The following is a 25,040-nucleotide window of genomic DNA, read 5'->3' as shown; positions in this document are numbered from 1 at the left end:
GCGCATCGCCACGTCGGCGCCGCGCTTCGTGAATGAAGGCCGGGCCGTCCGGCATTCGTCGCTTCGCATGACCGTGCACGACAGGAAGGCAACATGCAGATTCGCTCCGCTTCGCCCCGCCTGAACCTCGCGCGCGTCGTGATCATCGCGCTGTATGCCGCGTCGCTGCTGCTGCCCGTCGCGGCCGAACCGCCGAATGCGGCCGGCGCGGTGAGCTGGTGGCACGGCTACACGGTGCTCGCGCTCGGCGGGCTCGCGATCCTCGACCTGCAATTCGCATGGCTCGGCAATCCGCTGCTCGTCGTCGCGCTGCTCAGGCCGAGCCGTACCGCGTCGGCGCTGCTCGCCGTGGTCGTGGTCTTTGCGCTCGGGTGGCATACGATCCCGACCGACGCGAACTATGAAACGATCCGCACGTTCGGGGCCGGATACTACTTATGGATCGCGGCGATGGTGGGTGCCGCCGCGCTGCCGTGGATCGACGGGCGCGGGCGGCAGGACGGCGTGGCGTCGAGCCTTGCCGTCGGTGCCGTGGATGGGGTCGTACCGACCGGCGCGGGCACAGGCGCCGGCAGCCCGGCCCGGCCAAATGCCGCGCCGGCATCGGCCCGGCCGTTTACCCGGCAGAGCGGCTGGACCGTGACGGCGACCGACACGCGCATCGCGTCGACCGACCAGACCGGGACGACGCGCGGCATCGCGCTGTCCGACCTCGGCGCGATCCTGATCGAAACCAGCGACCACGGGCCGTTCGTGTCGGATGTCTGGTGGGTCCTGTTCGATACGAACAAGCAGTTCGCGTGCGGATTCCCGCAGGATGCACACGGCGCGAAGGCGGCGGTCGACCGGCTGCTCGACCTGCCCGGCATCGATCACCGCAAGGTCATCGACGCGCAGACGTCGGTCGAGAACGCGACCTTCCCGATCTGGGAACGCGCGGCGGGCAAGCCGGCCGCCGCCGGAGAAGCCGGGGCGGCTGCCTGACCGGCAACCCTTACGCGGATGGCCCCGCATGCGGCGGCGTCAGCTTGCCGTCGCCATACTCGCGAAGCACCTGCGAAATCACGACGCGATACCCGTCCAGCCAGCGCGCCTGCTTCGCCTTGGCCTCGAGATGCGCTGGATGCTGCATCAGCTGCCGCAGCGCCGCCTCGGATTCCCAGTAATAGACGTTCTGGATCAGGCCGGCTTCCGCGTTCTCCCACGTTTCCTCGCCGAGATAGCCGGGCGTCGCACGCGCCATGTCGGCGATCTGCCGGTCGAGCCGGTGGAATTCGTCGTCGTACTGCCCGGCACGAAAAATGAAGGTCGACGCGTACATGCGCTCCATCCGAACGATTGAAAAAGCGCGAAGTGTAAGGCACACGCGGTGTGCCGCGATCGTCACGCGGCGAGCGGAGCGGCGTCGACGCGATCGTCGAGCCAGGCTTCGATGCGCGACGCGTCGTCACGCGTGACAGCGGCGGGTGCCGGCGTTGCCGCGAGCGCCCGTCGCGCCCGCTCCAGCGCCTGCGCGAAACCGCGCAATTCGTGCGTCGCGGGCCGGTCGTCGGCATGCCGGCGCACGAGCGCTGCTTCGATGGTCGTGCCGATCAACGCCAGTTGGGTATCGATGAAGTCGATGCACAGCGCGCGGCAATGCGCGGAAACCTGAGCGACGGCCAGCAGGACCGGCACGATCGACACGGTCAGGTAGCCGCCGGGCGCAAGCCGCGACAGCGTATGGCTCACGCCCGGCCCGCCGTCGGCCAGCGACGCGAACACGGCGTCGCGCCACACCGCGCGCTCGAACACGAGCGCATCGCGATGCGCATCGAGCGCCGCACGATCCGCGACCTGCCCGGCCGTCACCAGCGGAATCGGGAACGCCGATTCGTCGGCAGACTGCACGCTCCCTGCCTCGACGATGCAGTTCGCGCCCAGCCATGCCGCATCGTCGCGCCGTGCCGCGAGCACGCCGGCCTGCAACCGGTCGGGCAGCATCGGATCGAGCGGCACCGCGCGGCAGATCGACGGCTTGTTCGCGTGCACGCCGCAGCGGCCGTCGTCGGCCAGCGCCGCGCAACGGCCCAGCGACGGATAGTCGTAGCCTTGCAGCGTCAGCGCGAGCCATTCGCCCTGCACGCCGCCGCGATGGAACAGCCGGGCCGCCAGCGCATCGGCCGCCGCGACGTCGTCCGCACCGAGCGCATGCTCGCGCCCGCCGGCCTGCCAGCGTTCGCCGATCCGCCGCGTCGGCACGCGGCGAATCGTCAATGCGCCGACGAAGCGGTGCCGATGCCGGAACAGTTCGCGCAACGACAGCGTCGGCGCGCTGCAGCAGCGTCCGCACGCGTTGCACGCGAGCAGGTAGGCGTCTACCACGGCCGCCGCACCGAATCCTGGTAGCGCATGAGGATGAAGCGCGCGACGTCGTCCGAGTGATACGCGGCGACGAGCTGCGCGACCCACGGCTTCGCACGATCGGCGTCGCGCACCGTGAGCACGTTCGCATACGGCGAGCGGGCGTCCTCGAGGCTGATGCTGTCGCGCGCGGGTTGCAGCCCGGCGCGCGCCGCGTCGTCGCTGTCGATCGCGACGAACGCGGCCGTATCGAGCGCCGCGTAAAGCCGGTCGCGGCGCAGCGCGACGAACTTCAGCCCGAGCCGGTTGCCCGTCACGTCGCGCAACGTCGGATGCAGGCCGGCCCTCTCGCGCAGCGTCACCAGCGTGTCGTTCTGCAGCAGCACGAGCGCACGCGCCATCCCGCGCGGATCGGCGGGAAGCGCGACCGTCGCGCCGGGTTGCAGTTCGTTCAGGTTCTTCAGCTTGCGCGAATAGAGCGCCATCGGCAGCGTGACGGTCGGCGCGACTTCGGTCAACGCGTAGCGCTTCTGCGCGCGGGTCGCGGCAAGCTGTTGCGCATCCTCGAAGCTGGCCGCGTCGATCCGCCCGCCGGCCAGCGCCGTGTCGATGCGCGACGCATCGTCGAATTCGACGACGTCGATGCCGAGCCCTCGCGCGGCGGCCACCCGCTTCACTTCGTCGAGAATCTGCGCATGCACGCCGCGCGTCACGCCGACGCGCACGGCCGGTGCCGCTGCTTCGGCAGCCATCGCCGATCCCTGATGCATCGCCGCGCACGCAATCAACAGCCATGCCGCAGCGAAACGCCCGATGCCCGCTGTCATGACGCGTCCCTCAGGATCGTGCGAAACCCGATATGCGACGCACCGAGATCGGCTTCCTGCTGTTCGCGCGACGATGCGCGATAGCGCACGCAGTAATCACGCGAGCACAGGAACGAGCCGCCCTTGATCACCATCGGCGTATCGTGCCGGCGCGTCGGCGGTGCGACGGCCGCCGTGTCGCCGTTCGTGTGCGATTGATGCGGGCCCGTGTACGCGTCCTTCGTCCATTCCCATGCGTTGCCGATCATGTCGTAAAGACGAAAGCCGTTCGCCGCATAGCAGCCGACGGGCGCCAGCCCCGCGTGACCGTCCTCGGCCGAGTCGAGCACCGGAAACGCGCCCTGCCAGTAGTTCGCGGCCGGCTTGCCCTGCGCATCGCGCGGCGCCGCATCGAGCGACGCGTCGTCGCGGCCGGCCTTGCCCGCGTATTCCCATTCGGCCTCGGTCGGCAGGTCGCGGCCGAGCCAGTGCGCATACGCGAGCGCATCGCGCTGCGTGACGAGCGTCACCGGCAGGTTGCCAAGCCCTTCTACATCGCTGCCGGGCCCGCGCGGATGCCGCCACGACGCGCCCTTCACCCATGACCACCACGCGAGGTCGCGTGCATTCATCTCGTCGCGCGTCGGCACATGGAACACCGCCGCGCCGCCCTGCTGCTCGGCCTCGGTCACGTAACCGGTCGCCTGCACGAACGCGGCGAACTGCGCGATCGTCACGTCGGTCTGGTCGATCCAGAAGCCGCCGACGCGCGTCTTGCCGTCGCCGACCGGACGCTCGTCCGCATAGCCGCGCGTGCTGCCGAACACGAACGCGCCGCCGCGCAGGTGCACCATCCCCGCCTGCGGATCGTCGCGCCACTTCGACGGCAGCCCCGCATAGCGTTCGCACTGGCGCTCCGAACCGAGCGGCGCGAGCGCGCGGCCGCGATTCAGGTCGTCGAACGCGCCGCCTGCCGGCGCCGCCGGATTCGCATAGCCCGCCGCGAACGCGGCGGCGAACAGCGTGGCGGCAAGCGCCGCGCCGATCGTCCAGAAGCGCAACCGCATCGTGTCGCCCCCGCGCTCAGTAGTAACCTCGCGGACGCAGCGGCTCGACGCCGCCGACGTTGCTCATGTAGGCCTTCCACTGGTCGACGAGCGTGCCGATCACCGACGGGTTCTGCGCGGACACGTCGGTCGTCTCGCCGCGATCCGCCGCCAGATCGTAGAGCTGCCAGTGACCGTCGAGCGGCCCGAGCGGCGGCTCGGTCCACAACGCCTTCCAGCGGCCGTCGGCGCTGCGCAGGTACGCGCGGCCATACGCTTCGTCGCCGAACGGCGTCGTATGCACTTCGCCCGTCGCCGAGCCCGTGAGCACCGGCAGCAGCGACTGGCCGGTGACCGGATACACGTAGCGGTTGTTGTAGACCACCTTGCCCTTGTTCTGGTCGACGCCCGTCAGCGTGTTGACGAGCGGCGGCGCCGGCTGCGACGGCGGCGTGACGCCCGCGACCGCGAGGAACGTCGCCGTGTTGTCGGTCACGTGCGTGAACGCGCGCAGCGTCGGCAACGGCTGCGACTGGCCCGGCAGGTGCACGATCGTCGGCGTCGATACGCCGCCTTCGCCCGAATAGCCCTTCGTGAGCCGGAACGGCGCCGCGCTCACTTCGGCCCAGCGCAGCCCGTACTGCAGGCGCTGCGCGTTCTGCTTGCCGTTGTCGGTGCCGAGCGTCGAGTAGATCGGGTCCTGTCCGTTCGCGGTATCGGTCGCCGTCGGGTCCGCGCCGGAATCGATCGGCCAGCCTTCCGCGCCGTTGTCCGACTGGAACATGATGAACGTGTTGTCGTATTCGCCGATGTCCTTCAGATGCTGGATCAGGAGTCCGATGTTGTAGTCGAGGTTCTCGACCATCCCCGCGTAGATCTCCATGTAGCGCGCCTGCGCACGGCGCTCGGCCGGCGACAGGCTCGACCACAGCTTGTCGACCTTGCCGGGGCCGTAGTCGCTGTAGCCGTCCGCGGCCGAATGCACCGCGCTGATGTACTTCGCGCTGGCGGCGCCGTTGTTCGCGGTCGCGGGCGATGCGGCCGTCGTCTCGGGCAGTCCGTCGAACGGTTTGAAATCGGCCGGAATCAGGCCGAGCGCCTTCTGCCGGGCGATCCGCGCGTTGCGGATCGCGTCGTAGCCGGCGTCGTACACGCCCGCGTACTTGTGCAGCCACGGATCGGGCACCTGCAGCGGCCAGTGCGGCGACGTGTAGGCCGCGTACGCGAAGAACGGCTTGCCGTCCTGCTTGCTCGCATCGATGTACGAGATCAGCTTCTGCGTGTAGAAATCGGTCGAATAGAACACGGCCGGGCTGCCGCCCGCGCCGCCCGGCTGCCCGGGCTGGCCCGGCTGCACGTAACGGCCGTCTTCCGTGTAGTTCGACGAGCCGGCCGGCTCGTGCGCGAAGTGGTTCGTCGCCGCGCCGCCGAGCAGCACGTAGCTGCGCTCGAAGCCCCACTGGTCCGGCGTCTGCCCGCTGCCCGTCGTACTGCCGACGATGCCCGAGCCGATGTGCCACTTGCCCGCGATATACGTGTGATAACCGGCGTCCTTCAGCAGTTGCGCGAACGACAGCGCGCGGTCGTTCAGGTAGCCCTCGTAGCCGGGCAGCCCGCGCCGCTCGTCGGTCGGCACGCCCATCGTGCCTTCGCCGACGAGATGGTGATCGGTGCCCGACACCAGCATCGCGCGCGTGATCGCGCAGACGGTGCCCGTGTGGTGGTTCGACAGGATGCGGCCCGACGCGACGAGCGCGTCGAGGTTCGGCGTGTTGATCTCGCCGCCGAACGCATGGATGTCGGAATAGCCGAGATCGTCGGCCATGATGTACAGGATGTTCGGGCGCTTGGCCGAGGGCGTCGCGCTGGCCTGCGGCGGCGGATCGCTGTCGACGCCGCCGCACGACGCGAGCGACACCGCGCCGGCAATCGCGGCGCAGACGACACGGAAACGAAAAGCATGCAACGGCGACGCGGACTTTTTCATTATTGTTGACGCTCGATCTACGGGATCGGCGATCTTAGCGTCGCTCGCGCGGCGCCCAAAGTCGGATTCGTCACATGCTAACGGGGTGGGGGAATATGCGCTGCGCGTCGTGCGGTCGGCGGCGGCGTTGCGTCGAGTAGTCGCTACAACGTTCTCCATACCCCCGCCATCGTTGGCGTGAAAACGTTAGAAAAGGTCTCAAGACGGTCAAGGCGAGCAACAAAACTACGCCGATCGCGACAATCGCGGAGGCTGGCGCGATCGGTCGGCATGTCAGCATCAACGCCACCCGGCACGATTGGTGGGGATATCACCGGCGCCATCATCCGATCTAAACTCGATCGGCCTGCTCGACAACCTGCCAGAGTTGCCGGTCAATCTAGAGAAAGGGATATGTAAGAATTTCACGACTTATCCCGAGAAAATCCAGATGTCGAAATGTCCGAGTTTTTCCACAGCCTTCCATGCAAACATGACCGCGTTGCACATGCCCGTTCCAACAACGCTTTTCGCAACACTACAAACGTCCATCGTCAGCGTTGCCGCGATGATGGATGTCTTGAAAGCATTAGGTGCAGATGCAACGGTCGGTGAACTGATTGGCGCCACGACGAAGTTGGAAGGCGTCACCATCGGCAGTTCGATTCTTGCCAGCATCTATCTGGGCGCAGTCATTGGCAGCTTGATGGTCGCAACCGATGCGTCATTGGCATGCGGAGTCGGCAAGCGAGGAATCAATATGTCTTTGGCGGTCGCTCGATGGGCTACACGTTACGGACTCGCGGTTCACCCTTTGGTCATGGCTCAAATTCTGCGCCATCCCGAAGTGCTTGCACCTGGCTCGCACAGCTATCTCGGCCTGAAGACGAACACTGCGATCCGGGGTGCGCAATGAAGTGGCTTGCAGACCGATTGCTTCTCATCGTCACGGCACTGATTGTCACGGCCGTAGGTTGGGCGATCATCAGCGCGACAGGCGAATGGTTTCCGATCCTGATGACGGTGACCGCGTTCGCTTCACTGTGGATCGAAAACTCGCGGCTGCGCAAGCTGCTTGAGCAAAACGGCATCGATCCGCGACGACGCAAGCGTTAGTCTCCCGAAAAAAGCGACTTGCCGGCTTTTCCTCCCTCGGTTCAGGCTGACTATGCGAGACGCGCGCGAGCGCGATGCGCATCCAACCAGATTGTCGCGTCGTCGCCGGAGAATCGGTCGCCGTCATCCGCGCTCGCCGTTCGCGTCGTCCGACGCCAGCATGTGCGGAATCTCGTCGACCAGCGCATCAACGACCACACGCACCTTCGACGGCACGTGACGCGACGCCGGCCGCACCGCGAACACCTCGGCGCCCGACACGCTGTCGCTGTCCATCACCAGCGCGAGGCGGCCGTCGCGCACGTACGGCGCCATCAGCCAGCACGGCAGCCACGCGAGGCCAGCGCCGGCCGCAGCCGCCTCGGCGATCGCCTGCAGGTCGTCGAACCGCAGCCGGCCGGCCGCGCGATGGTCGTGCACCGCGCCGTCCGCGCCGATGATCCGCCACGGCGTCGGCTGCCCGCCGCGCGAATACGCGATGCCGACGTGCGACCCGAGTGCATCGAGCCCCGCCGGCCGGCCATGACGCGCGAGATACGCGGGCGACGCGCAGATGCCCATGCGTTGCACGCCGAGCTTCCGGCCGACCAGCGCGTTCGTATCGGCCAGCTCGCCGATGCGCACCGCCAGGTCGAAGCCGTCGTTGACGAGGTCGGCCACGCGATCGCTGAACGACACGTCGATTTCGAGTCGCAGATGGCGTTCGACGAGACGCCGCACGACGGGCGCCACGCACTGCCGCCCGAACAGCACGGGCACGCTGATGCGCACGCGCCCGGCCGGCTCGCGGCGGCCCGCGTCGAGCGCGGCCTCGGTCTCGCCGAGTTCGGCCAGCAGCCGCCGGCATTGCTCGTAATAGACGAGCCCTTCGTCGGTCAGGCCGAGCTGGCGCGTCGTGCGCTGCAGCAGCCGCGCGCCGAGACGGAGTTCGAGCCGCGCGACGATCTTCGCGACGGCAGAGCGCGTCATGCCGAGGCGCAGCGCCGCCGCCGCAAAGCTGCCCGATTCCACGACGTCGACAAATTCGGCAACGCCTCTCAGCCGTTCGTCCATGCCGTTCCGCTCCGATGGGATGACAGAGTTGTATCCGTACCGGCGACAATCATTGGCCGAATTCTCGCCAATGCGTCCGCCTGCGCAACACTATGATAGTCCTGACTATCTCGAAAAGGAGTCGACATGCATGCATGGCAAATCAAACCGGGCGACGGCACTGCGGGGCTCCGGCGTATCGACGCGACGCTGCGCCCGGTCGGGCCGACCGACGTCGTCGTCAAGATCCATTCGGCTGCGCTGAACTATCGCGACCTGATGTTCGCGCGCGGCGACTATCTCGGCATCGGCCCCGACGCGCTGATCCCGGTCGCCGACGGCGCCGGCGAAGTCGTCGAGACCGGCCGCGACGTCACGCGCTTCAAGCCGGGCGACCGCGTGATCAATACCTACTTCCCGCGCTGGATCGACGGGCCGCCGACGCCGCACAAAGTATCGGGTTCGCCCGGCGCGCAATTCGACGGCGTGCTCGCCGAACGCTTCGTGTCCGACGAAGCCGCGCTGGTCGCGATTCCCGCGCATCTCGACTACGACGAGGCGGCGACGCTGTCGTGCGCGGGCGTCACCGCCTGGAACGCGCTGTTCGTCGACGGCGGACTGGGGCCGGGCGCGACCGTCGTACTGCTCGGCACGGGCGGCGTGTCGATCATCGCGCTGCAGCTTGCGCAGGCCGCCGGGTTGCGCACGATCATCACGTCGTCGAGCGACGCGAAGCTCGAACGCGCCCGCGCACTCGGTGCGGATGCAACGATCAACTATCGCGCGACGCCCGAATGGCAACATGAAGTATTGCGGCTCACCGGCGGTGCGGGCGCGGATCTCGTCGTCGAAGTCGGCGGACGCGACACGCTGCCGCGCTCGGTCGCCGCGACGAAAATCGGCGGCATCGTGTCGGTGATCGGCGGGGTCAGCAGCTTCGACGGGCCGGCCCTTGGGTTGCTGTCGCTGATTGGCGGCATCAAGCAACTGCACGGCCTCATGGTCGGCAGCCGCGCGATGCTCGACGACGTCGTGCGGCTCGTCGACGCGAAACGGATCAAGCCGGTGGTCGATCGCGTGTTCGGCTTCGACGAGGCGCCGCAAGCGTATGCGTACCTGCAATCGGGGCAGCACTTCGGCAAGGTGGTGATTCGCGTCGCATCGTGACGCCTGAAGGGGCGGCCTGCCGCGGCTCGACGCGCCACGCGCCGGCACCGCGGCAGGCACCGCCCGTCAGATCTTCGCGGTCAGCGTGATCCCGACCGTGCGCGGATCGCCGTACAGCGCCGGATACGCGCCATACGACGGCAACAGCTCGAGCTTCTTGTAGACCTTGTTCGTCAGGTTCGTCACGTAGCCGGTCACGATGTACTTCTGGTTCGGCGTCGTGTACGACACATGCGCGTTCAGCACCGTATAGCCGCCCTGCCACAGCTGCGGCATCGTCTGCCGCGTCGCGCTGAAGTACTCGCGGCTGCGGTAGTTCACGTCGCCGCCCGCCGTCAGCGTGCCGAACGACACCGGCACGCGATAGTCGAAGCCCGCGTTCAGCGTCGTATGCGGCGAACGCGCGAACGAGTTGCCGACGGCCGTCGGCACGTTGCGGAATTCCGTGTAGCGCGTGTTCAGCATCCCGAGGTTCGCGAACAGGTACAGGCTGTTGACCGGCTGCGCCTTCAGCTCCAGCTCGAAGCCGTCCGCGCGCCCCTGCCCTGCATTCGACAGCGTCGACACCGGCGGCCCGCCGAACGGGTTCGGCGCCAGCGCGAACACCTGGATGTCGCGATAGTCGTAGTGGAACACGCTCGCGTTGACGATCAGCCGCTTGTCGAACCACTCGCTCTTGATGCCGACCTCGTAATCGGTCAGGAACTCCGGCGACACGGTCGACACCGTGCTCTGCGTATACGCGTTGCCGTTGTAGCCGCCCGAGCGGAAGCCGCGCGCATAGCGGAAATACGCGCGCACGTTGCTGCTGAGCGCATATTCGGGCGTGATGTCCCAGGTCGGCGCGCGCCAGGTGTTCGTCTGGTTCTGCCGCGCGCTGACCGCGAGCGGCGACGATACCGACGACGGCGACCACCAGCTGTTCGGATCGCTGAACGTCACGTTGCCCGTATCCTGCAGCCCGGTCAGGTTGATGGTCTTGCGCTCGATCGTGTAACGCAGCCCGCCCGTCACGTTGAAGCGGTCGGTGAACCGGTACTTGACGCTGCCGAAGATCGCCGCGCTCTGCGTGTGCTGCGTGAGGTCGGTCAGATGGTAGTACGCGGGCGACGGCGAGCCTGGCAGCCCGCCGCCGGCGCCCTGCTCAGCCAGTTGCTCGGTAAACAGGTGCGTGCCGACGATCCAGCTCAGCCGGTCGTTCTGCGGCGATTCGAGCCGGAATTCCTGCGAAAACTGCCGGCTCGACAGGCGGTCGTGCGAGCGCGCCGCATCGACCGGCGAATAGTCCGCGTCGTCCTGGTACCAGCGGTGCAGCCCTTCGAACGCGGTGATCGACGTCAGCGACACCGCCGGGTTGATGCGCCAGTGCGCAGTCAGCGACGTGCCCCACGACGAGATGTGATCGCTCGACGGCGCATTGAGCGACACCGTATACGGATCGCTCGACCCGACGAAGCCGAACTGGTTCGTGCCGCCGCGCCCCGCGCCTTCCGCGTGCCATGCGTTGCCGCCGCCGGTGTAGTTTCGGCCGTGGATGTTGAACAGGAAATCGGTATCCGACGTCGGCACGGCGAGCACCTGGAAGCGCACCGCGTTGTCGTGGAAGCCGCCGAAGCGCCCTTGCTGCACCGTGTTCGTGTAGAAGCTGTCGGCATTCTCGTGATACACCGACACGCGCGCGGCCAGCACGTCGTTCTTGCCGATCGGCCCGCCGATCGCCGCTTCCGCGAGCCGGCTGTTGTACTGGCCAAGGCCGAGCTTGCCGTAGCCGCTCACGTCGAACGTCGGCTTCTGCGACGTGATGCTGAGCGCGCCGCCGACCGTATTCTTGCCCCACAGGGTGCCCTGCGGCCCGCGCAGCACTTCGATGTGGTCGAGGTCGAACAGCGGAAAGCCCTGCCCGAACACGCTGTTGATGTACACGTCGTCGAAGTACACGCCGATCGGGCTCAGCGACAGGTCCGACGGATCGTTGCTGCCCACGCCGCGCAGGAACCAGCGCGGCCGCTCGCGGCCCTCGGTCGATTGCCCGGTGAAGTTCGGCACGTACTTCGTCACGTCGTTGATCACGCGCAGTTCGTTGTTCTTGATCGCATCGCCGCTCAGCGCGCTGACCGCGACCGGTACGTCCTGGATGCGCTCCTTGCGCCGGCGCGCCGTCACGGTCACCGTGCCGAGATTCGTTTCGCGTGCGGCCGTGCCGCGGGTCGCACGCACCGCCTTCGGCGCGGCCGCAGCCGCGTCGTCCGGTGCCGGTTGCGCCGGCTTCGCGTCCGGCGCGCCCGCCGTCGCCGCGCCGCCCTCTGCCCACGCGGGCAACGATACGGCGCCGCCCGTCAGCAGTCCCCCCAGCGCGGTGACGATTAGTTTTTTCCTGAACATCGATGAGTCATCCTGTTTGATCGGTTGAACGCACGTGCGTGCGCGACGCACGGTTCTCTCATGCAATTCGGATGCCAGCATCGACATGCCCGTCGCACGGGGCTTGCGGCGTGCATGCCGCACCGGTGTTGCTGCATGCGCATCTGTGAACGGAAGCAAATTGCTGGTCACGCAACACCGCTCGATTCCGAAATCGTCAGGACAGCTTCTCAGGCAGCGGCTGCGTCGCGCCGCGACGCCTGTGCGCAAGCCGAAGCGCGAGCGCGACCAGCACCACGACCGGCACCCAGCACAGATACATGGCCCGCAACCCGACGAGCGGCGCGAGCGCGCTGCCGACCAGCGGGCCGCAGAACGCGCCGGTCATCGACGCGAGGTTGTAGAGGCTCGACACCTGGCTCTTGTCGGCCGGATGACGGCCGAGATGCTGCATGTTGACGAGATGCAGCAGCGACGACCCCGCACACAGCGCGGCGAGCCCCGCGCCGACGGTCCATGCATCGCGCCCGAGGCCTAGCGCGAGCAGCCCGGCCATGCCGCCCGCGAGGCTGAGTGCATGACAGCGGCGCTCGGTCATTCGCTGCGCGACGTGCCCGAGCCCGAACAGCGCGATCACCGCGACCGCGCCCTGCCACGTCAGCAGCGCGACGGCATGCGTCTGCGTGAGGCCGAGCGACTGGATCGCGAGCACCACCGTATAGGTGCCGACGAGTGCGCGCGTCGCGCTGTTCACCGCTTCCACGACGAGCTGCTCGCGTATGTCGCGACTCCACGCGAGCGCAAGCAACGCGCGCAGGCCGCCGGTTTGAAATGACGCACCACCCGGCGGCGGCTCCGCATCGCCGAGCAACGCGCGGCTGAACAACGCCATGCCCGCGAAGCTCGCCGATGCCGCGCAGAACGTCGCGACCGCACCGTGCGTGCCGATCAGCCAACTCGCGAGCCACGGCCCCGCCATTCCCGTTCCGATCGACATCGCCGCGCGATACCAGCCCGCGCGGGCGAGGCCGATCTGCGCGAGACGCGCGAGAAACACGCCGTTGATCGACACGATCCGGAACGGGATGCACAGCCCGATCAGCCCCTGCGTGAGCGCGATCAGCGGCCATGCGCCCGTGAACGGCACGACGAGATTGAGCAGCATCGGCCCCATGCTGGCGGCGAAGTACACGCGCCGCGCACCGTAGCGCGCGACGAGCAGCCCGGCCGGCAACGTCATCAGCGCGATGCCGAGCGGCTCCATCGCGGCGATGATGCCGAGCCGCGCGTCGTCGACGCCGAGCGCCAGCGCATACAGCGTCGTCGCGAGCTGCGCCATGCTGATGGTCGTGCCGCTCGCGAGCGCGAGCAGCATGAAGCCGCCGGTGAAGCGCTCGCGCCGCCATGCGTCGGCGACGCGTGCCGGCGTGCTCACCGCGACAGCGTCGCGATGCCGTCGAGCGCGCGCCGGTCGATCCACGCGCGCACGTCGAAGTCGGCGGGCAGGAACCGCCAGTCGACCAGGAAGCGCTTGAAATCGTCGAGCGCGGCGATCGACGCTTCGTCGAGATCCGTGCGCAGCCGCCGGTGCACGTCCGTGCCGTACGCGAGCCGCAGCCAGTCGTGGCCCGAGCCCGTCTCGCGGCCGAGATAGCCGAGCACTTCCTGCTCGTGCTCGCGCGCCCAGCCTTCGACATCGGTCACGCGTGCGAGGAAGCGGCTGACGATGTCGGGATGGCGCTCGAGCGTCGACGCATTGACGGTCAGCGGCCGCGGCGAGCCGTTGTTGATGCGGATCTGCGGATCGGGATGGAAACCGATGTCGACCACCGGCTGCGCGCCGATCAGATGTGCGGTTTCGAGCCCGAGCGAACCCTTCACGTAGATCGCATCGACGTCGCCGCGCACCAGCGCGGCCGCCTCGGCCGCATAAAGCCGCCGGCTCGACAGGCTCGCCGGATGGCTGAACGCCGCGTCGCGGGTCGCGGGCGTCGACACCGGCGCGCGCAGGTTCGACGCCGGTACGTCGACCCATTCGACGTCGCCGGGGCCGAGCCCGTCGAGCGACAGCGCGCTGACGAAGCCGCGCAGCGCCGCCGCACGGAAGATGTCGATCCGCTCGCCGTCGCGGCGCGGCAGGCCGATGCGGCGCCCGCGCAGGTCCTTCGGCCGCGCCAGGCCGGCTTCCGGCAGCGCGACGATCGCCTGGGCCTCGTCGACCCAGGTCAGCGCGACCACGCGCGTGTCGGCGCCGGACGCGCGCGCCCACAGCGCCGGAATGCTGCCGCCCTGCCGGAACGCGTTGTCGAGCGAATGGTCGACGTGGGCGTGATGCAGCGCCGCGTGCTGGCTTTCCTGCAGCGCGCGCACGGTGATGCCGTCGCCGGCGAATTCGTGATCCAGCCAGCCGAGATGGGCGGCGATGCCGAGCGGGGTCGGCACCGGACAGCGCGTGTACCAGATCGACTGGACGTTGTGTGAAGCCGTGGTGCTCATGAATGCGTTCGCAAAAAGGAGTCGTGAAAGGCGCGTCAGCCGCGCGGCGCGGTGAGCACCGACAGCCGCGTGATGCCCGCGTGCTCGATCGCGGCCATCAGCTTCGCGACGGTGCCGTACGGCACGTGCTCGTCGGCCTGCAGGTCGAGCGCGACGTCGGGCCGGCCGGCCTTCAGCGCGGCCAGCTCGGCCGGCACCGTGGCGAGCGCAACCGCGCGCTTGTCGAGATACACGACGCCCTTGCCGTCGACGCTCACGGTGACGTTCGGCTTGCGGTCGGCCGGCGCGGTGGCGACGGTGTTCGGGAGATTCACGTGCACCGCGTTGTTCAGCAGCGGCGCGGTGACGATGAACGCGACGAGCAGCACGAGCATCACGTCGACGAGCGGCGTGATGTTGATTTCGCTGAGCACGTCGTCGTGGTCGGAGGAGGACGAGAAGGCCATTATGCGAACGCCTCCTGGCGGGTGTCGTCGGAACGGCGCGCCGGGGCGGCGGCGGGCACGGCGGCCGGCACACGGAAGCCGGCCTTCTGCGCGAGCGTGACGAAGTCGGTCGCGAACGCGTCGAGATCGGCCGATGCGGCCTTCACGCGGCGCACGAAGAAGTTGTACGCAAGCACAGCCGGCACCGCGACCGCGATGCCGATCCCGGTCGCGACGAGCGCTTCGCCGATCGGTCCGGCCACGACGTCGATGCTCGCCGACGCGCTGTGCGTGATCGCGGTCAGCGCGTGGATGATGCCGAACACGGTGCCGAACAGCCCGACGAACGGCGCGGTGCTGCCGATCGACGCGAGCACCGCGAGCCCGGCTTCCTCGCGCCGGCGCGCATTGTGGATCTGCTGGCGCAGATGGCGTTCGAGCAGGTCGTGGCGGCTCCAGCTGTGTTCGAGATCGTGCGCGCTGCTCTCGTCGGCGCGCCGCAGCGCGTCGAAGCCCGTCGCGGCGAGTTCGCCCACCGGGCTGTTCGCGCCGTCGAGCGCGGCCGCGTCGTGGAAACTGTTCGCGGCCCAGAACGCGCTGACGTAGCGCCGGTTGCGCGCGCGCGAGCGCAGGCTCTGGATCGCCTTCACGACGATCAGCGTCCACGTGACGACGGAGAAGACGACGAGCAGCCAGAGCGCGCCCTGGACGATGAAGGTGGTCGGGATAGCGTTCATGATGTGAGTTCCTTGAAAAATAGGCGGGCGGCCCGGCGGGTCAGCCCAGCTTGAAATCGATCGGCACGTTGACCCAGCCGTCGACCGCTTCGTCGCCACGCTTCGCGGGTACGAAGGTCCAGCGCTTCACGGCGGCCACCGCTGCGTTGTCGAGCATGCGGCGGCCGCTGCTCGTGCGGACCTCGACCGAATCGGGCGAGCCGTTCGCGAGCACGTGCACGCGCAGCACGACGCGCCCTTCCCAGCCCTGGTCCTGCGCGAACGCCGGATAGTCGGGCGCCGGGTTGCGCAGGTACGCCGCGTCGCCGATCGGTGCGGTTTCGCGCACCGGCGCGGCGGGTGCGGGTGCAAGTGCCTGAGCCGGGGCGGCGGGCGCGGCGACGGCCGGCGTCGACGGCGCGGGTGCGGCTGCGCGCGTCGCCTGCGGCGTGGCAGCCGGCGCCGGACGCGGAACGGCCGCGCGCGGCTTCGGCGGAGTCGGCGCCTGCTTCAACGGCTTCGGCGGCACGACCGGCGGCGGCGGATGCGGAGCCTGCGGCAGTGGTTCGGGCGGCCGCGTCAGCTCGACCGTCATCGGCAGCGGCCGGGGCGGCTGCACGGGCGGTGCGGCGGGCACGCGGGCAGCCAGCAGCGCAACGCCCGCATGCAGCGCCGCGACGGCCAGCGCGATCGCGGTCGCGCCGCGCCATCCGTTCGCCGGTGCCGGCCGTGCGTCAACCTGCGCGGACGGCGGCACCGAAGGCGGCCGTGCAACTGCCGCCACCGCGCGCGGCGCGGCACGCGCCGCATGCCGGCGTGCGGGCGGCACGCCGTATTCGATCGTCAGCCCTGTCATGTTCGACTCCTTGCAATGACGCGCCGCGGCGCGCTACGCGACCCACGCATGGCGGTGCCGGTCGATCTGCGTGAACGGCGCCGGATCGATCCACGCGCGCGCGTCGAAATCGTGTTCGAGAAAGCCCCACTCGACGAGAAAATCCTTGAACGCGACCAGCCCGTCGATCGACGTCGGCGCGAGCCCCGTCTCCAGATGCCGGTACACGTCCGCGCCATAGGCGTAGCGCACCCACTCGTCGGACGCACGCGTTTCGCAGCCGATATACGCGACCGTCTCCGCCGGATGGCGTGCGGCCCAGTCGCCCGCGCCGACCACGACCGACAGGAAGCGGCTCACGAGATCGGGGCGCGCGTCGATCAGCGCGCGATCGACGGTCAGCGTGCGCGGCGTGCCGTTGCCGATCCGCACCAGCGGATCGGGATGCGCGCCGAGATCGATGACGACCTGCGCGTCGATCAAATGCACGGTTTCCAGCCCGGCCACGCCCTTCATGAACACCGCATCGACGTCGCCGCGCACGAGCGCCGCGATTTCGAGCCCGTATTCATGCGGGCCGCGCGTGAACGACGCAGGCCCGGTGCGGCGTTCGCGCGTGTCGGGCAGGTCGATCCATTCGGCGTCGCCGTGGCCGAGCCCTTCCAGTTCGAGCGCGCTCAGGAAGCCCTTCAGCGCGGCCGCGCGCCAGAAGTCGATGCTGATCGGATGGCGCGGCAAGCCGAGCCGCCGGCCGCGCAGGTCGCGCGCGGTACGGATGCCGCGCTCGGGCAGCGTGACGATCGCCTGGAATTCGTTGGTCCACGACAGGCCGATCACGCGCGTATCGGCGCCGCGTGCCCGCGCCCACAGCGCGGGAATGTTGCCGCCCTGCCGGAACGAGTGCGGCAGGCTGTGATCGAAGTGCGATTCGCGCTTGTCCGCGTCGGGCGTCTCCTGCAGCGAATGCAGCGCGATGCCGTCCGGCCCGAACTCTTCGTCGAACCAGCCGCGATGCACGGCGATGCCGAGCGCGGTCGGCACCGGGCAGCGCGTGTACCAGAGTGCGTCGCAGGCCGTGGCCTGCGCAGCGAGTGTCGTCATGGTGAGTGTCCTTGTCGTTGTCGTGGATGCGTGGCGGCAGGCCGCCGCGCTCAGGCGCCGGCCACGCGCAGCGCTGCCTGCGTGCCGCGCGCGTTCAGCGCGCCGTCGACGAGCGGCAGCACTTCTTCGCCCACGCGGTACGCCTCTTCGAGATGCGGGTTGCTCGCGAGGATGAACGTCGACACGCCGATCTCGACGTATTCCGCGAGCCGTTCGGCCACCTGCTCGTGGCTGCCGACGATCACGCAGCCGGGGCCGCCGCGGATCTGCGACATCCCGGCCCACAGGTTCGGGCCGACGATCAGGTCATCGAAGTGTTGCGTGTTGCCCTGGTGCAGCGCGAACTGGCGTTTCGCGCCGACCGATTCCGACGCTCCGCCGCGCCCGCCGAAGCCGTTGCGCGTCGTGTCGCCCACCGTCGCGAACATCTGCCGCAACTCGGCCCACGCCTGCTCCTCGGTCTCGCGCGCCAGGATGTCGATGCGCATGCCGAAGCGCAGGTCGCGTTCCGCGTTCTGCCGATCGAGCGCGCGGCGCGCCGCATCGATCACTTCCTTCTGCTTCGCGAGCGGCTCGCCCCAGCTCAAATGCACGTCGCCGTGCTTCGCGGCGACCGCGAGCGCCGCGTCGCTCGCGCCGGCCAGATAGATCCGCGGCGGCTTCTGGCCGCTCAGTGGCGGCAGCAGCCCGCCCGCTTCGACGCGATAGAAGCGGCCGTCGAACGTGAACGGCGCGCCGGCCGCGACGCCCTTCACGACGTCGAGGAATTCGTCGGTGCGCGCATAGCGGCTGTCGTGATCGATGAAGTCGCCGTACGCGCGCTGATCGGGACCGCCGCCGCCCGTGACGACGTTCCACTCGACGCGGCCGCGGCTGATCCGCTGCAGGCTCGCGGCCATTTGCGCCGCATAGACCGGATGCACGAAATGCGGCTGCAGCGCGATCAGCAGCCGCAGCCGGCGCGTCTCGCGTGCCAGCGCGGCCGCCACGACCCACGGCTCCTCGGTGAAGCGGAAGATCGGAATCAGCGCGCCGTGAAAGCCCGCGATGTCGGCCGCGCGCGCGACCTGCGACAGATAGTCGATGTAGCCGAAATCGTCGTCGTCGACTTTCGGCGCGACGCGCGATGCGCGCTGGCGATTCCATTCGCCGCGCGTATGCAGATCGTGTGCGCGCCGGCCGTCGCCGTGCATCGGCAGGCGCCACAGAAATTCAACAGCCATCGGGATTCTCCTTGTCGGCCCGTTCGGATTGCGTGCGGCACCGGCGTGCCGCGCGTATGCAGCGCTGTAAAGCACGCGGTGTGCCAACGTGCTCGCTCCGACGCTCGCGGGGCCGCTGGTGAATGCGCTTGACGCCTTGCAGGCCGGGCGTGTGCGGCGCTCGAATCGCGCGCATCAACTGCTCTCCGACATCGCTCGACACGCACACGCTCTGCTGCTGCACCGGCCGCACCGGTGCTGCGCGCGCAACAGCGCCCGACGCGACTGTTGCTCACGCAACAGCCTGCTTGCCCGCCGCCGTGCCGTGCATCGCCCGTGATGCCCGCGCCACCGGCCGCCCGGCCGTTTCCGTTCACTGGCCCGGAACTTGCAACGTGGAACGGCCCGCGCGGGCGACACCGCGCCTCGACCACGCTTACCCAGACAGGGGAATCTCACACATGACAGACAGGCCCGATTCGTCATCGAACAAGCAGCAGACGTTCTGGTATGCCCGATCGCCGGTGCCGACGCCGCTCGGCATCGCCGTGCATCTCGGCTGGCTCAACGGCGAGACCTCGGCCGACGGCGTCGCGATCCGTTCGCCGCGCGGCGCCACGCGGCACGACGTGTCGTCGATCAGCGATCACACGCTCGCGCAGTCGTTTCGCCAGGGCGGCAGCATCCCCGCGATGTGGGCGCGCTCGAACGACGCAAACACGCGTGTGATCGGGCTGTCGTGGGTCGACGAATCGCAACTGATCCTCGTGCGCCCCGAGTCGGGCATCCGCTCCGTGAAGGCGTTGCGCGGGCGCCGGATCGCGATCCCGAGCCGCCCCGACGATCGCATCGACATCTTTCGCGCGTCGGCGCTGCGCGGCTTCGTCAACGCGCTGAGCCTCGACGGGCTGACGCTGCGCGACGTCGAACGCGTCGACGTGCGCGCCCGCACGCTGCAGGCCGTCGGGCCCGCGCGCGCGGCGAACCTGTTCGCGTCGCCGCACGGCTTTTCGAGCCGCGCGCTGTATGCGGCCGAAGCCGGCGCGCTGCTGCGCGGCGAAGTCGACGCGATCTACGTGAAGGGCTCGACGGGCCTCGAGATCGCGCAACTGATCGGCGCGCACGTCGTGATCGACATCGGCTTTCATCCGGAGCGCTCGATCCGCAACAACAACGGCACGCCGCGCCCGCTGACCGTCAACGCGGACGTGCTCGCAAACCATCCCGACATCGTCGCCGGCTTCCTGAAACTCGTGGTCGCCGCCGGCGAATGGGCCGGCACGCATCCCGACGAAACCGCGCACTACGTGGCCGGCGAAACCGCATCGTCGATCGACTGGGTGCGCGCCGCGTACGGCAACCAGTTGCACCGGCACCTCGGCGTCAATCTCGACGACGAATCGGTCGCCGCGCTCGACGAGTTCAAGACGTTCCTGCACGACCACGGTTTTCTGGAAGCCGACTTCGACGTCGCCGACTGGATCGATCCGCGCCCGCTCGCCGACGTGTTGCGGCCCTCGCTGCAAAAACGCGCGTGAGCCCCTTTACCGTTCATTGCTCCGGACCATCATGAAACCCACCCTCTCCCTCGCGTCGCTGCGTCGCCCGCTGCGCGCGCTGCTCGCTGCGCTGCCATTGGCCGTCGCATCGCTCGCCACTTCCGCCGCCCACGCGGAAGACGCGCCCAAGGTCGTGCGGATCGCCGTCGTCGCGTATTCGAGCGGCGGCAAGACGCAATACGCGGGCGCCTCCGCGCTGATCGACGCCGACAAGTCGCTCGAAAAAGCGCTCGCCGCGCGACACGTGACGCTGCAATGGGTGCCGGTGTCGACCGCCGCGGTCGGCACGCTCGTCAACGAGGCATTCACGAACGGCAGCATCGATTTCGCCGGCTACGGCGACCTGCCGTCGGTGGTCGTCAACGCGTCGGGCACGCATACGCGCCTGATCGTGCCGGGCGGCGTCGGCAGCAACACATATCTGGTCGTGCCGGCCGGTTCGACCGCGAAGTCGATCGTCGATCTCAAGGGCAAGCGCATCGCGCTCAATCGCGGCCGGCCGTGGGAAGTCCCGTTCAGCAAGCTGCTCGCCGAGAACGGGCTGAAGCTGTCCGACTTCAGGATCTACAACCTCGATCCTCAAGCCGGCGCAGCCGCCGTCGCGGCCGGCCGCGTCGACGGCTTCTTCACGCTGTCCGACGCGTATTCGCTCGTCGACAAGCACGTCGGCAAGATCATCTGGTCGACCAAGACCGCCCCCGACGACTGGAAGATGCGCGCGGAACTGTGGGCATCCGACGATTTCGTGCGGCGCTACCCCGACATCACGCAGCTCGTCGCGACGGCCTACGTGCGCGCCGCGCACTGGATCTCGCAGCCGCAGAACCGCGACGCGTACGTGAAGATCCTGAGCGCATCCGGCCAGCCGGAAAGCGTCGTGCGCCGCGAATACGCGGACGAAGCGACGCCGTGGAAGGAGCAATGGACGCCGCTCTTCACGCCGGCGCTGACCGGCCATTACCGCGACGTCGTCGCGTACAGCCGCCAGGCCGGGCTGACGTCCGCGCCGGTCGACGTGAATGCGCTGCTCGCGCCGACCTTCGTGTCGACCGCGCTCAAGCAGCTCGGCCTCGACGGCTACTGGCGCGCCGACGCCCCGCGCGTCGCGAGCCGCTGATGCCGATGCGCGCCCTCGCGCCGAACGGCTTGCGCGCCATCCGCCTGCCGAGCGTCGCGCGGCTCGGCGACCACGCGCTGTGGTGGATCACGCCCGTCGCATTCGCCGCACTGTGGTGGCTCGCGAGCGCGCAGCGCTGGTTTCCGCCGCAGCTCGTCGTGCCGCCCGGCCGCCTCGCGGCGACGCTGCGCACGCTGCTCGACACCGGCGAACTGCGGGACAACCTGTCGATCACGCTGCATCGTCTCGCGCTCGGTTTCGCGATCGGCGCGACCAGCGGCGCCGCGTTCGGCATCCTGCTCGCGCGCAGCCGGCTGTTTGCCGACTACCTGCGACCGACCTTCGACCTGCTGCGGCAGCTACCGACACTCACGCTGATTCCGCTGCTGATCCTGCTGATCGGCGTCGACGAACCGTTGAAGCTCGTCGTCGTCGGCAAGGCCGTGTTCTTTCCGGTCGCACTGGCCGCGTACACGGGCGTGCACGACGCGCCGCGCGATCTCGTCGAGATGGCGCGCCACTACGGGCTGGGCCGCTTCGCACTGCTGCGCGACGTGCTGCTGCCGGCCGCGCTGCCGCCGCTGCTGACCGGCGTGCGGATCGCGCTCGCGCGTGCGTGGCTCGCGCTCGTCGCGGTCGAGCTGCTCAGTGCGGATAGCGGAATCGGCCAGATGATGGAACTCGCGCGGCAGATGCTGCGGCTCGACGTCGTGCTCGTCGACGTCGCGGCGATCGGGCTGATCGGCTTCGCGCTCGACCGCTCGATCGCGCTCGTGCAGCGTTACGCATTGCGCTGGCAGACGCCCGCGCGCTGACCCGATCGGAACCGCTTCGGAATGACTTTCGTGCCCCGCATTTTCCCGTTCGCCCCGCTGTGCCGCCGCGCGCGCGGTCTCGTCGTACCGGCCTTGCTGCTGGCGGCCTGGCAAACCGCATCGTCCGGCGACGCGGCCCATCAATATGCGTTCGTGCCGTTGCAGCAGGTCGGCGCCGCGCTGCTCGAACTCGCGCGCAGCGGCGAACTCGCGACCGATCTCGGCGCGAGCCTGCGCCGCACGACGCTCGGGCTCGGGTTCGGCGTTGCGTTCGGGCTCGTGTTCGGCGCGGCGATGGCGCGTTCGCCGCTCGCGCGCAAGCTCGGCGAGCCGGCGTTCCAGGCGCTGCGCTACGTGCCGCTGCTCGGGCTGATTCCGCTGCTGAGCCTGTGGGCCGGCACCGGCGAATTCGCGAAGGTGTTCATCATCGCGCTCGCCGCGTTCTACCCGATGACCACCGCCAGCTTCGACGGGTTGCGCCGCGTCGATCCGCGCTATGTCGAACTCGCGCAGTCGTATCGCCTGACCCGCGTCGGCCTGTGGCGCGACGTGCTGATCCCCGGCGCGTTGCCCGACCTGTTCGCGGGCGTGCTGCAGGCCGTGCCGTTCGCATGGATCACCGCGACCAGCAGCGAGCTGCTGTTCAACACGGGCGCCGGCGTCGGCAGCCTGATGCAGAACGCGCAGGCCGGCGCGCGCGCCGACGTGCTGCTGGTGTGCGTGCTGGGCGTGACGGCGCTGGCCGTCGGCATGAGTGCGTTATGCGAGCGAATCGCGCAGCGCGCGCTGCGCTGGCGCGATCACGCCTGACGGCGCAGCCGCGCGTCGGCGTCGCCGCCGTCGCCCGCGTCGCGCGGCTTCAGGATGCCGAGCTGCGCGAGCCGTGCGCGGACGATGTTGCGCGACTGGTCGAGCAGGCGCGACATCCGCAACTGGTTGTGCTCGCTGTAGTCGAACACGCTGCGGTACACGGTGTCCTCGATGTGCTGCCACAGCGCCGGCGTGCCGAGATCCAGCAGTTCGATCACCGCGTGGCGCAGTGCGTCGGTCGCTTCGGCCACGTCGCGCGCGCGGCGCGGCGGCGCGGCGGCCGCGCCCGGAGCGTCGGCCGGGTCGGGCGCGAGCGACAGCGCGGAGAACTGCAGGTCGCCGACGTCGATCGCGCCGCCCGCGCAGATCAGCACCGCGTGGTGAATCACGTTCTCCAGTTCGCGGATGTTGCCGGGCCATGCGTGCGCATGCAGCCGCGCGCGGGCGGCGTCGGTCAGCGTCGGCGCGGCCACGCGCAGCCGCTTCGCGTAGGTGTCGATGAAGTGCTCGATCAGCGGCGCGATGTCGCCCGGCCGCTCCCGCAGCGGCAGCAGGCTCAGCTTCACGACGTTGAGCCGGTAGTACAGGTCCTCGCGGAAATTGCCCGCGCGCACCGCGGCTTCGAGATTCACGTTGGTCGCCGCGACGAGCCGCACGTCGATCCTCACGGTCTTGCGCGAGCCGACCGGCGTCACCTCGCGCTCCTGCAGCACGCGCAGCAGCTTGACCTGCGCGGACAGCGGCAGGTCGCCCACTTCATCGAGAAACAGCGTGCCGCGATTCGCGGATTCGAACCAGCCGGGCTGGCTGTTGATCGCACCGGTGAACGCGCCGCGCTCGTGGCCGAACAGCTCGCTTTCGATCAGCGTTTCCGAAAACGCGCCGCAGTTCACCGCGACGAACGGCCCGTCATGACGCTCGCTCAGCGAATGCACGAGGCGCGCGATCAGCTCCTTGCCGGTGCCGCTCTCGCCGGTGACGAGTACCGTCGCATCGCTCGGCGCGACGAGCTGGATGCGTTCGAGCAGCACCCGCGATTTGGGATCGTCGAACGTCAGCGCCTTCGCGCGGATCGTGATCGCGTGCGAAGTCGGGTCCGGCAAGCTGAAGATGGCCATGGCACGACCGGCGTGTTGAACGGGGAAGGTTCGACGATAGCAAGGCGCACGCCGGCCACGAACCAATTCATCGAGCTATCGGTATGACGGCGGCCGGATTGCGCCGGCCGCCGCGCGGCGTCACGCGGCGTCACGCGAGGCCGGTCATCTTCCATTGCTGCTCGAGCGCGCCCGGCCCGAATTCGAGCGAGCCGCCGAGCGGTTCCGCGAGCGCCTGGAAATACGCGGCTTCCTCGAGGATCAGGATGTACTTCGACACGTCGAGGATCGACTTGCCCCAGAACGTCGCGCCGCCGTTTGCCTCGATGATCGCCGGCACGTCGGGATCGCGCCGGATCGTGTCGACGATGAAACGCGGCTCGCCGGGGCGGCGATCGACATAGACGGGGATTTCGCGCGCCCGCGTGTAGCGGGCGGCCGGCGCATAACGGATCGGCAGCGGACGATGCGCGCTCGCCCACGCGCCGAGATATGGGCCGTGCACATGGATCACGACATCGACTTCCGGCGCCTCGCGGAACACGCCCGCGTAGCGCGGGCCGTTGCCGCCCGCGCGCGCGTCGCCGTGCAGCACGTCGCCGTCGAGCGTCACGACGACCGGCTGGACCTCCTGCGACGCGGCCCACGGGCTCGGCGCCGACAGCGCGACGACGAGCTCCGTGCCCGGCACGCGCTGGAACGCCTGGAACGTGTTGGTCGCGGACAGCGTGCGCGTTTCCTTCAGCACGCGCGCGGCCTGCGCGAATTCTCGCGTGGCGCGCTCGACGAATGCCACGAGTTCGCCGCTGTCGACGGCTTGGGTGACGGACATGAGGAAGTTTCCTTGATTGGTTGAACGGATGGGCTCGCGTCGCAACGCCGCGACGCACGGTCAACGAATCAGCAGCAATCGTGCCAGCGCTGCGACGCGCGTATCGAAGGCCGGCTGGCGCGGCGCAGGCCCCCGATGCTCGACTTGCGCAATGCAGCCCGCGCATACGTGTCTGTTGCGGAAGCAACAACGTGTCGG

The 25,040-nt window shown here is 69.1% G+C and carries 24 protein-coding genes; 8 read left to right on the top strand and 16 right to left on the bottom strand.

Features of this window, described 5'->3' with window-relative positions:
* Positions 1-93 precede the first annotated feature (93 nt).
* A complete protein-coding gene (locus HWW87_RS01155) occupies positions 94-984 on the top strand; it encodes a hypothetical protein (RefSeq protein ID WP_175818917.1) in 891 nt (296 codons plus the stop codon).
* A gap of 10 nt (positions 985-994) precedes the next feature.
* Here HWW87_RS01155 and HWW87_RS01150 read toward each other — a convergent pair whose 3' ends face one another.
* From HWW87_RS01150 to HWW87_RS01130, 5 genes are all read right to left on the bottom strand, one after another.
* On the bottom strand, positions 995-1,321 hold the full coding sequence (locus HWW87_RS01150) for an antibiotic biosynthesis monooxygenase (RefSeq protein ID WP_011694587.1): 327 nt from the start codon (positions 1,319-1,321) through the stop codon (positions 995-997).
* A gap of 62 nt (positions 1,322-1,383) precedes the next feature.
* Positions 1,384-2,364: a YkgJ family cysteine cluster protein gene (locus tag HWW87_RS01145; RefSeq protein WP_175818916.1), complete on the bottom strand. Its 981-nt coding sequence runs from the start codon at positions 2,362-2,364 to the stop codon at positions 1,384-1,386.
* Complete coding sequence (locus HWW87_RS01140; RefSeq protein ID WP_175818915.1) at positions 2,358-3,170, bottom strand: MetQ/NlpA family lipoprotein; 813 nt, start codon at positions 3,168-3,170, stop codon at positions 2,358-2,360. The genes HWW87_RS01145 and HWW87_RS01140 overlap by 7 nt, the downstream gene beginning before the upstream one ends.
* A complete protein-coding gene (locus tag HWW87_RS01135) occupies positions 3,167-4,216 on the bottom strand; it encodes a formylglycine-generating enzyme family protein (protein WP_175818914.1) in 1,050 nt (349 codons plus the stop codon). Before HWW87_RS01135 ends, HWW87_RS01140 begins: the two co-directional genes overlap by 4 nt.
* Positions 4,217-4,232: 16 nt before the next feature.
* The gene (locus tag HWW87_RS01130; protein WP_175818913.1) at positions 4,233-6,182 is read right to left on the bottom strand and encodes an arylsulfatase; all 1,950 of its coding nucleotides are present in this window, start codon (positions 6,180-6,182) and stop codon (positions 4,233-4,235) included.
* A 301-nt stretch (positions 6,183-6,483) separates the two neighbouring features.
* On the opposite strand from HWW87_RS01130, the gene HWW87_RS01125 reads away from it, so the two are divergent.
* On the top strand, positions 6,484-7,077 hold the full coding sequence (locus HWW87_RS01125; protein WP_244107112.1) for a hypothetical protein: 594 nt from the start codon (positions 6,484-6,486) through the stop codon (positions 7,075-7,077).
* On the top strand, positions 7,074-7,277 hold the full coding sequence (locus HWW87_RS01120) for a hypothetical protein (RefSeq protein ID WP_059640397.1): 204 nt from the start codon (positions 7,074-7,076) through the stop codon (positions 7,275-7,277). Before HWW87_RS01125 ends, HWW87_RS01120 begins: the two co-directional genes overlap by 4 nt.
* Before the next feature lie 123 nt (positions 7,278-7,400).
* Here the strand turns inward: HWW87_RS01120 and HWW87_RS01115 are convergent, their stop codons facing one another.
* Positions 7,401-8,330 (bottom strand): LysR substrate-binding domain-containing protein, encoded by a 930-nt coding sequence (locus HWW87_RS01115; protein ID WP_175818912.1) that lies wholly within the window; start codon positions 8,328-8,330, stop codon positions 7,401-7,403.
* A gap of 126 nt (positions 8,331-8,456) precedes the next feature.
* On the opposite strand from HWW87_RS01115, the gene HWW87_RS01110 reads away from it, so the two are divergent.
* Positions 8,457-9,476 (top strand): NAD(P)-dependent alcohol dehydrogenase, encoded by a 1,020-nt coding sequence (locus HWW87_RS01110; protein ID WP_175818911.1) that lies wholly within the window; start codon positions 8,457-8,459, stop codon positions 9,474-9,476.
* 66 nt (positions 9,477-9,542) lie between these two features.
* On the opposite strand, the gene HWW87_RS01105 is transcribed toward HWW87_RS01110, so the two are convergent.
* From HWW87_RS01105 to HWW87_RS01070, 8 genes are all read right to left on the bottom strand, one after another.
* Entirely contained in the window at positions 9,543-11,858 is a 2,316-nt protein-coding gene (locus HWW87_RS01105) for a TonB-dependent receptor (RefSeq protein ID WP_174432457.1), read from the bottom strand.
* A gap of 196 nt (positions 11,859-12,054) precedes the next feature.
* Positions 12,055-13,272 carry an MFS transporter gene (locus tag HWW87_RS01100; RefSeq protein WP_175818910.1) on the bottom strand — a complete coding sequence of 406 codons (1,218 nt, stop codon included), beginning with the start codon at positions 13,270-13,272 and terminating at the stop codon, positions 12,055-12,057.
* The gene (locus HWW87_RS01095) at positions 13,269-14,333 is read right to left on the bottom strand and encodes an ABC transporter substrate-binding protein (RefSeq protein ID WP_175818909.1); all 1,065 of its coding nucleotides are present in this window, start codon (positions 14,331-14,333) and stop codon (positions 13,269-13,271) included. The genes HWW87_RS01100 and HWW87_RS01095 overlap by 4 nt, the downstream gene beginning before the upstream one ends.
* A gap of 35 nt (positions 14,334-14,368) precedes the next feature.
* Positions 14,369-14,779, bottom strand: a complete 411-nt coding sequence (locus HWW87_RS01090; RefSeq protein WP_174432460.1) for a biopolymer transporter ExbD — start codon at positions 14,777-14,779, stop codon at positions 14,369-14,371.
* A complete protein-coding gene (locus HWW87_RS01085; RefSeq protein ID WP_174432461.1) occupies positions 14,779-15,495 on the bottom strand; it encodes a MotA/TolQ/ExbB proton channel family protein in 717 nt (238 codons plus the stop codon). The genes HWW87_RS01090 and HWW87_RS01085 overlap by 1 nt, the downstream gene beginning before the upstream one ends.
* A 40-nt stretch (positions 15,496-15,535) precedes the next feature.
* Complete coding sequence (locus tag HWW87_RS01080) at positions 15,536-16,330, bottom strand: energy transducer TonB (RefSeq protein ID WP_175818908.1); 795 nt, start codon at positions 16,328-16,330, stop codon at positions 15,536-15,538.
* Between the two features lie 33 nt (positions 16,331-16,363).
* Positions 16,364-17,410 (bottom strand): ABC transporter substrate-binding protein, encoded by a 1,047-nt coding sequence (locus HWW87_RS01075; protein WP_175818907.1) that lies wholly within the window; start codon positions 17,408-17,410, stop codon positions 16,364-16,366.
* A gap of 50 nt (positions 17,411-17,460) precedes the next feature.
* Entirely contained in the window at positions 17,461-18,633 is a 1,173-nt protein-coding gene (locus HWW87_RS01070; RefSeq protein WP_175818906.1) for an LLM class flavin-dependent oxidoreductase, read from the bottom strand.
* Between the two features lie 440 nt (positions 18,634-19,073).
* Here HWW87_RS01070 and HWW87_RS01065 point away from each other — a divergent pair, with 440 nt between their 5' ends.
* From HWW87_RS01065 to HWW87_RS01050, 4 genes are read left to right on the top strand one after another with little or no spacing between them, the layout of a single operon-like run.
* Complete coding sequence (locus HWW87_RS01065; RefSeq protein WP_175818905.1) at positions 19,074-20,150, top strand: ABC transporter substrate-binding protein; 1,077 nt, start codon at positions 19,074-19,076, stop codon at positions 20,148-20,150.
* Between the two features lie 31 nt (positions 20,151-20,181).
* Complete coding sequence (locus HWW87_RS01060; RefSeq protein WP_175818904.1) at positions 20,182-21,288, top strand: PhnD/SsuA/transferrin family substrate-binding protein; 1,107 nt, start codon at positions 20,182-20,184, stop codon at positions 21,286-21,288.
* Complete coding sequence (locus tag HWW87_RS01055) at positions 21,288-22,103, top strand: ABC transporter permease (protein WP_175818903.1); 816 nt, start codon at positions 21,288-21,290, stop codon at positions 22,101-22,103. Before HWW87_RS01060 ends, HWW87_RS01055 begins: the two co-directional genes overlap by 1 nt.
* Positions 22,104-22,124: 21 nt before the next feature.
* Entirely contained in the window at positions 22,125-22,913 is a 789-nt protein-coding gene (locus HWW87_RS01050; protein ID WP_175818902.1) for an ABC transporter permease, read from the top strand.
* Here the strand turns inward: HWW87_RS01050 and HWW87_RS01045 are convergent.
* A complete protein-coding gene (locus HWW87_RS01045) occupies positions 22,904-24,031 on the bottom strand; it encodes a sigma 54-interacting transcriptional regulator (protein ID WP_175818901.1) in 1,128 nt (375 codons plus the stop codon). The genes HWW87_RS01050 and HWW87_RS01045 overlap by 10 nt on opposite strands.
* 130 nt (positions 24,032-24,161) lie before the next feature.
* The gene (locus tag HWW87_RS01040) at positions 24,162-24,842 is read right to left on the bottom strand and encodes a class II aldolase/adducin family protein (protein ID WP_175818900.1); all 681 of its coding nucleotides are present in this window, start codon (positions 24,840-24,842) and stop codon (positions 24,162-24,164) included.
* Positions 24,843-25,040: the final 198 nt, after the last annotated feature.

The sequence above is a fragment of the Burkholderia sp. BCC0419 genome (assembly GCF_902830285.1).
Classification (GTDB): Bacteria; Pseudomonadota; Gammaproteobacteria; order Burkholderiales; family Burkholderiaceae; genus Burkholderia.
The sequence above is the reverse complement of the archived record's forward strand: the minus strand, read 5'-3'. Positions and strand labels throughout refer to the sequence as shown.